The sequence below is a fragment of the Microbacterium sp. CCH5-D1 genome, from assembly GCF_001557335.1.
GTDB classification, from domain to species: Bacteria; Actinomycetota; Actinomycetes; order Actinomycetales; family Microbacteriaceae; genus Microbacterium; species Microbacterium oxydans.
In genome coordinates, this window is record NZ_LSJW01000226.1 from 1 (window position 1) to 6,356 (window position 6,356).

Below are 6,356 nucleotides of genomic sequence, written 5' to 3' on the forward strand. Positions count from 1 at the left end.
TGGTCGTGCTGACCGACGGACGCCTGCAGCGCGCGCCAGTGTTGCGCCTGGGCCCTTCGGTGCTGTCCGAGGACATTCGTCGCGATGCCCATCAGCCAGGGCAGCGCGGAACTCCGCGTCAAGTCGTAGCGCCTCCGCTTGCGGAACGCGATCAGGAACGTCTCGCTCACGATGTCATCGCTCGCAGCCGGTCCGACGCGGCGGGCGACGTAGGCCGAGACGGCGCCGATATGTCGCTCGAAGATCTCGGAGAACCGTTCCGCGGCCTCGAGCGATTCGCGGATGATGTCGTTGTCGTTGCTCACACTAGGTATTCGTTCGGCACGGAGATCCGGTTCCATCGGGCGGCCTGCCTCGGCGACGAAAGTGCATCAGGTGTCGCTCTCCGCCCGCTCTCCTCCCGGTGATCGCGGCAGGACCCGGGTGGTCGCTCCCGAAGCGGCGACCACGACCGCGAGTGCCGCGAGACCCCAGGGAAGCGTCGCCGCCACCGCGACGGCTCCGACCAGCAGCGGCCCACCGGCATCGCCGAGCTCGCGGCCGAGTTCGGCCGTGCCCATCGTGCGCCCCATCCGTTCGGGTGGTGTCGTCTCGGCGAGATGCGCGAAGGCGAAAGGCGTCGAGACGCCGATCCCGATGCCGAGCAGGGCGGCGGCGACGTAGAGACACGGGAGCACGGGGACGAACGCGGCGACCAGGATGCCGGCCGTGATCACCGCGAGGCCGAGTGTCATCGCGGTCCGATCGCTCAGGCGGCCGCTGTCGCGGAGCCTGCCCGCCCAGGGCTGGGTGAGTGCCGAGCTCAGCGCCAGAACCGAGGCGATCGCGATGCTCGCGAAGAGGGGAGCACCTTCACTGCTGGCGAGAGCGGGGAGGAAGCCGATCGCCGCACCGAGCGCGCCGGTGGACGCGGCGAGCACGAGCGTCGGGATGAGGAAGCCCCGCTCCGTCGTCTGACGGACCAGGTCGGCGACCGTGTACCGGGGTCGAGGCAGCGGCTCGAGTCGGGGCAGGGAGATCGCCACCCAGATCGGGGTGAGGACGGCGAGCGCGCTCAGGCACGTGAAGAGGAGGGGGAAGCCGCCCAGGAAGATCAGTGCGGCGCCGAGGAGAGGACCCAGTGTGTAGCCGAGGCCCTTCCAGGACCCGTATCTGCCGAAGTATCGCCCCTTCGCGCCCGGGGCAGCGAGCCGTGCGACCGTCGCCGAGGAAGCGGGCGAGAACGCTGAGGCTGCGGCGCCCTGCCCGAGCCGTGCGATCGCGAGGGCTGCCGTGCTCGACGACCACACCCCGACGAGCGATGCGACGCCGAAGCCCAGAAGCCCGAACACGATCACCGGCTTGGCGCCGATCCGGTCGGACAGCGAGCCGAAGACGGGTTTGAGGAACACCTCGGCGAGGTCGTAGATCGCCAGAAGCGCTCCCAGACGCAGGAGGTCGAGACCGATGTCCCCGCCGGTCGCCCCGATGCCTGCGGCGATGCTGTGGGCGCCGAACGCCGTCACGAAGCCGGCTGCATACAGCGGTGCGACCTGGCGGGTCGCCGGTGCGGCGGCGGTCGGCAGGCTCACGCGTGGACGGCCTGGTAGACGAGGTCGGCGAACCGGGCGAGATCCTGAACGCACGCGGCCAACTCGCGGTCGGCGTCCTTGGACGAGGCGGAGTCGAACACGTCGCGGGCGCGGATCGTGCGGTGCCAGCGCTGCAGTCGGTCGAGGCTCTGCTCCTCCTCTTCGAGCTCGGCCAGCGTGAACTTCTTCTTCTCGATCTCACGCGCGATCTCGGCGCGGTACTTCGCGCAGTCGGCGACGAACTCCGCCCAGTCGTCTGCTCTCGCGGCGTCGAAGAGCTTCCGAAGTGCGGCGGTGTCACCGCCGTCGACCTGGGTGCGTAGCACGAGGATGTCGCCGTTGCCGCGCTGTGCGAGCGCCCGCGCCCGGTCGACCCCCTCGACGCACGCAGGCACATCTGGCGTGACCCAGGTGCCCTGCCCTGCGGGTACCGCACCGAAATGACGCAGCTCGCGCCAGACCGCGACGCGATGCCGCGAGGGTGATGCGGGTACCTGCACCAGGAGCACGAGCCAGCCATCCGATTTCGTCACACTCGAAACTGTAACAGGTGTTACATCCATCTGTGGGCGAGACCTCGATAGCGTGGAGTCCGATCATCGCGAGAGCGGGGAGGGCCATGGCTCAGCAGGAGACGGAGGATGCGCGCGTGCGCGACGGGTATGCGGCGCGTGCGGTCGAGTACACGGAGTTGTTCGGCGACATCGCGCAGATGGATGACGTCGACCGGGAGCGCATCGGTCGCTGGGCGGACGGCGTCGACGGACGCATCCTCGACGTGGGGTGCGGTCCTGGACACTGGACGGCGTTCCTCGTCGAGCGCGGTGCCGATGCCGAGGGCATCGACCTGGTGCCGGACTTCATCGCCGGCGCCTCGGCGCGATTCCCCCACATCTCGTATCGGACGGCGTCTCTGGCCGATGCCGACATCCCGCTCGGTTCCTTGGGCGGCGTGCTGGCTTGGTACTCGCTGATCCACGCGACTCCGGATGGGCTTCCGCATCTGCTCGAGGCCGCTCGCCGCGGGACCCGTGAGGGCGGACATCTGCTGGTCGGCTTCTTCGACGGGGCGGACGGGCAGCCTTTCCCGCACGCCGTCACGACGGCGTACTACTGGTCGGTGCAGGGTATGTCGAACCAGCTCGAGCGCGCCGGCTTCTCGGTGCTCGACAGCGAGACCAGGGTGCAGGAGAGAAGGCGCCCGCACGCATCGATCAGCGCGGTCGCGATCTGATCGATGCGCACGGTGCCTGAGCGGATCAGGCGAGACCGCGGAAGAACCTGCGGATGTCGTCGGCCAGCAGCTCCGGCTCCTCCATCGCCGGGAAGTGCCCGCCCGCGGCGAACTCGCTCCAGTGGTCGATCGCACCGGCGGGATCCATCGTGCGCCGGATCAGGGGATGCGCGTCGAAGACGGCCCAGCCGGCGCGCACCCCGGAGGGCATGACGAAGTCCAGCTGGGCGTGCTCCGACTCGTAGAAGAACTGCGCGACTGAAGCACCGCTGCGGGTGAACCAGTAGAGACTCACGTTCGTCAGGAGCTGGTCGCGGTCGACATCCGGCGCCCCGTACCCGCCGTCGATCCTGCGCTTGAACTTCTCCACGATCCACGCGAGCTGGCCGACGGGCGAGTCGGTGAGGGCCGGTCCGACCGTGTCGGGTCGATGGTTGTGCATGCCGATGTAGCCGCGTTCCGCAGCGCTCGCAGCATGTGCGGCCTCGAGCTGGGCGAGCTCTTCCTCGGACAGACCATCGGGGGCGGGGAACATGGTGCCGACCAGCCCGAGCCACACGCGGTCGCTGGCGAAGTGCGTGCCGATGACGTGCTCCGGGTGCAGCGCGGCCAGTCTGCCGATGATCCCGGTGCCGACGTCCGTGCCGTGCGCCGCGAACCGGTCGTAGCCGAAGCGCGTCATGATCTCGGCGTAGGCGTCGGCGGTTCGAGCCAGATCCCACCCGGTCCCGGAGAGCGGGTTCGAGAACCCCAGTCCGGGCAGGGACGGGATGACCACGTGGAAGTCGTCCGTCAGCAGCGGGATCAGTCGCTGGTACTCGATGAACGACGCCGGCCAGCTGTCGCTGAGAAGCAGAGGCGTGGCTGCCGGGTTCGCCGAGCGCACATGGAGCACATGGAACGTCTGACCGTCGACGACCGTCGTGAACTGCTCATGCGCGTTGAGGGCCCTCTCCTGCGCCCGCCAGTCGAATCCATCGCGCCAGTGATCCGCGAGCTCCTGCAGGTAGGGAAGCGGGATCCCGCGGCTGAAGTCGGTGCGATCGTCACGTCCGGGAACGGGGAGCGGCCAGCGCGTGCGGGTCAGACGATCGTGCAGGTCATCGATGGCATCCTGCGGGATGTCGATGCGGAAAGGGCTGAGGGAGGTGTTCTGTGTCATGCTGTTGACGCTCTCAGGCAATGCGGAAGACCAGCTTCCGCATTTGCTGAGAGGATCAGACATGCTCGAGACCTCGGCCCGTCTGCTGGAACTGCTGTCATTGCTTCAGCTCAGACGCGACTGGACGAGTTCCGCACTCGCCGACCGACTGGGTGTGAGCACGAGGACCGTGCGCGCCGACATCGGCAAGCTCCGCTCGCTCGGTTATCCGGTGGATGCGCGCCCCGGCGTCGCGGGCGGATACCGCCTGGCCGCCGGAACCGCGATGCCTCCGTTGCTGCTCGACGACGACGAGGCGGTCGCGGTCGCCGTCGGGCTGGGGGTGGCCGCCACCTGGCGGCTCGGCGTCGAAGAGACCTCGCTCACCGCCCTCGCGAAACTCGAGCAGGTCATGCCCTCGCGACTGCGCCGTCGCGTCGACGCGATCCGTGAGGCGACGAGTGTGGTTCCTGGGGCCGAACCCCCGCTCGACCTCGCGGCGCTCAGCACGGTCGCCGCGGCCGTCCGTGCCCATGAACGGCTTCGCTTCGGCTACACGAAACCCGGCGGAGACGAAGAGAAGCGGCACACCGAACCGCAGCGCCTGGTGAGCTGGGGCTCGGTCTGGTACCTGCTCGCGTGGGATCTCGATCGTGACGACTGGCGCATCTTCCGCGTCGATCGCATGGTTCCACGGGCGTCGACCGGTGTGCGCTTCCGGCCCCGCGCGATCCCGGAGAGCGACGTCGTCGAGTACGTCGTCCGCAGGGTGACGAAGGCGTCCACGTCATGAAGCTGAGGCGGTACCCCCGGGCAGGCGGAACGTCGTCCTCGGGATGTCGTCCACGAAACGGTGCGCCAACGCGAAGGCCTGTTCTTCGGTGAGCCGGTGCTCGGAGACGAGTGCCGCCAGGTAGCCGGCGTCGAGTCGTCGGGACATGTCGTGCCGGGCGGGGATCGAGCAGAAAGCCCTGGTGTCGTCGACGAACCCGCTCGTCTTCGTGAACCCGGCACTGTCCGTCACCGACCGCCGGTAGCGGGCGATCGCGTCGGGGGTGTCGAGGAACCACCACGGCGCGCCGGCGTAGACGGACGGATAGAAGCCCGCGAGTGGTCCGATCTCACGGCTGAACGCTGTCTCGTCGACCGTGAACAGCACCATCCGGAACGTCTCGTTCGTGCCGAAGTCGTTGAGGATCGGGGTGAGCGGCCGCGTGAAGGCGGCGACGTCCGGCAGATCGTGCCCGCTGTCTGGGCCGAACCGCGCGAGCGTGTCACGGTGGTGGTTGCGGATGACGCCGGGGTGCAGCTGCATCACGAGTCCGTCTTCGGACGACATCTCGGCCAGCCGGTAGAGCATGTTGCGGCGGTACGCCGTCGCGTCTTCCGCCGTGACTTCGCTCCGGAGCCCCGCGGCATGGATGCGCTCCGCATCGGCACTCGTGAGCGGCTGCGATCCGGCATCGAGCACCCCGGTGTCGGTCGCTGTGCCGCCCGCTGCCCGGAACGCGGCGCGGCGGCGGCGCAGGGCCTCGAGCAGCCCGGCGTAGTTCCCGGCATCGGTGCCGGCAGCTTCCGACAGCTCCGCGATCGCGATCGTCCAGCCCGCAGCCGATGGGTCCATGTAACGGTCGGCACGGAATGTCGGGAGCACATGCCCGTGGAAGGACGGATCGTCGCGCAGTCGTGCGTGAGCTGCGAGGTCGTCGGCGGGGTCGTCGGTCGTGGCGAGCACCTCGATGCGGAAGCGCTCGAACAACGCACGTGGGTGGAACTCGGCGGTGCGCAGCTGCGAGTCGATGTGCGCGTAGAGCTCGTCGGCGTTGCCCGCACTCGGCTGCTCCGTCACCCCGAACACCTCGGACAGCGAGGTCTCGAACCAGTAGCGCACCGGGGTTCCGAGGAAGACGTCCCAGTTCGCGCAGAACGCCCGCCATACCTCTTGCGGATCAGCGGGCGCGGCTCCCCGGCCCAGCGCGTCGAGGGGCACGCCGACTGCGTGGAGCAGACGCAGCACGTAGTGGTCGGGCGTGATCAGCAGTGTCGCAGGGTCTGGGAAGGGCTTGTCGTCGGCGAGCAATGCAGCATCGACATGGCCGTGCGGGGAGAGGATCGGCGCCGCGGCGACGGCGTCGTACAGCCTCCTGGCGAGCTCTCGCACGCCGGGATCGGCGGGGAGGAGTCGGTCGACGTGCGGGCTGAGTTCTCTGCTCATGATTCTCCTCCAGGGGTACGGCGCGGTGCGGAGCCGGTCGACTCCCGCACGGTCAGATGGGTCGGCAGCGCGGCGATGTGGCGGCGGGTGAGTGCGCTCGCGCCGATGCGCTCGCTCTGCAGTCGATCGAGCAGCATCGATACCGACAGCCGTGCGGCCTGTTCGACCGGAGCGGTGAGGGTGGTCAGCGGCGGG

7 protein-coding genes and 1 pseudogene are annotated in these 6,356 nt (G+C 69.1%); 2 read left to right on the forward strand and 6 right to left on the reverse strand.

What is annotated here, in order from left to right:
• The 3 genes from AX744_RS13320 to AX744_RS13330 all read right to left on the reverse strand — a co-directional run.
• Window positions 1-305 (reverse strand): RNA polymerase sigma factor (locus AX744_RS13320; protein WP_269454453.1); only part of this gene is annotated, 305 nt, incomplete at its 3' end.
• Between the two features lie 66 nt (window positions 306-371).
• Window positions 372-1,571, reverse strand: coding sequence for an MFS transporter (locus AX744_RS13325; RefSeq protein ID WP_082738525.1), 1,200 nt, complete (start codon window positions 1,569-1,571; stop codon window positions 372-374).
• Window positions 1,568-2,104, reverse strand: coding sequence for a Chromate resistance protein ChrB (locus AX744_RS13330; protein ID WP_231728813.1), 537 nt, complete (start codon window positions 2,102-2,104; stop codon window positions 1,568-1,570). Before AX744_RS13330 ends, AX744_RS13325 begins: the two co-directional genes overlap by 4 nt.
• Before the next feature lie 86 nt (window positions 2,105-2,190).
• Here AX744_RS13330 and AX744_RS13335 point away from each other — a divergent pair, with 86 nt between their 5' ends.
• Window positions 2,191-2,805 carry a class I SAM-dependent methyltransferase gene (locus AX744_RS13335; protein WP_061017386.1) on the forward strand — a complete coding sequence of 205 codons (615 nt, stop codon included), beginning with the start codon at window positions 2,191-2,193 and terminating at the stop codon, window positions 2,803-2,805.
• 25 nt (window positions 2,806-2,830) lie between these two features.
• Here AX744_RS13335 and AX744_RS13340 read toward each other — a convergent pair whose 3' ends face one another.
• A complete protein-coding gene (locus tag AX744_RS13340) occupies window positions 2,831-3,967 on the reverse strand; it encodes an epoxide hydrolase family protein (RefSeq protein ID WP_061017388.1) in 1,137 nt (378 codons plus the stop codon).
• Window positions 3,968-4,028: 61 nt separating this feature from the next.
• On the opposite strand from AX744_RS13340, the gene AX744_RS13345 reads away from it, so the two are divergent.
• Window positions 4,029-4,739, forward strand: coding sequence for a helix-turn-helix transcriptional regulator (locus AX744_RS13345; protein WP_197429237.1), 711 nt, complete (start codon window positions 4,029-4,031; stop codon window positions 4,737-4,739).
• Here AX744_RS13345 and uxaC read toward each other — a convergent pair.
• The gene (uxaC, locus tag AX744_RS13350; protein WP_061017390.1) at window positions 4,734-6,161 is read right to left on the reverse strand and encodes a glucuronate isomerase; all 1,428 of its coding nucleotides are present in this window, start codon (window positions 6,159-6,161) and stop codon (window positions 4,734-4,736) included. The genes AX744_RS13345 and uxaC overlap by 6 nt on opposite strands.
• Window positions 6,158-6,356, reverse strand: a pseudogene (locus tag AX744_RS20750) (hypothetical protein); the annotation flags it as partial. The gene uxaC and the pseudogene AX744_RS20750, both read right to left, overlap by 4 nt.

Excerpts from the sequence above, each read along its gene's own strand:
- AX744_RS13335 (WP_061017386.1), top strand. The coding sequence starts at position 2,191 with ATGGCTCAGCAGGAGACGGAGGATGCGCGCGTGCGCGACGGGTATGCG.
- AX744_RS13340 (WP_061017388.1), bottom strand. The coding sequence starts at position 3,967 with ATGACACAGAACACCTCCCTCAGCCCTTTCCGCATCGACATCCCGCAG.
- AX744_RS13345 (WP_197429237.1), top strand. The coding sequence starts at position 4,029 with ATGCTCGAGACCTCGGCCCGTCTGCTGGAACTGCTGTCATTGCTTCAG.
- uxaC (WP_061017390.1), bottom strand. The coding sequence starts at position 6,161 with ATGAGCAGAGAACTCAGCCCGCACGTCGACCGACTCCTCCCCGCCGAT.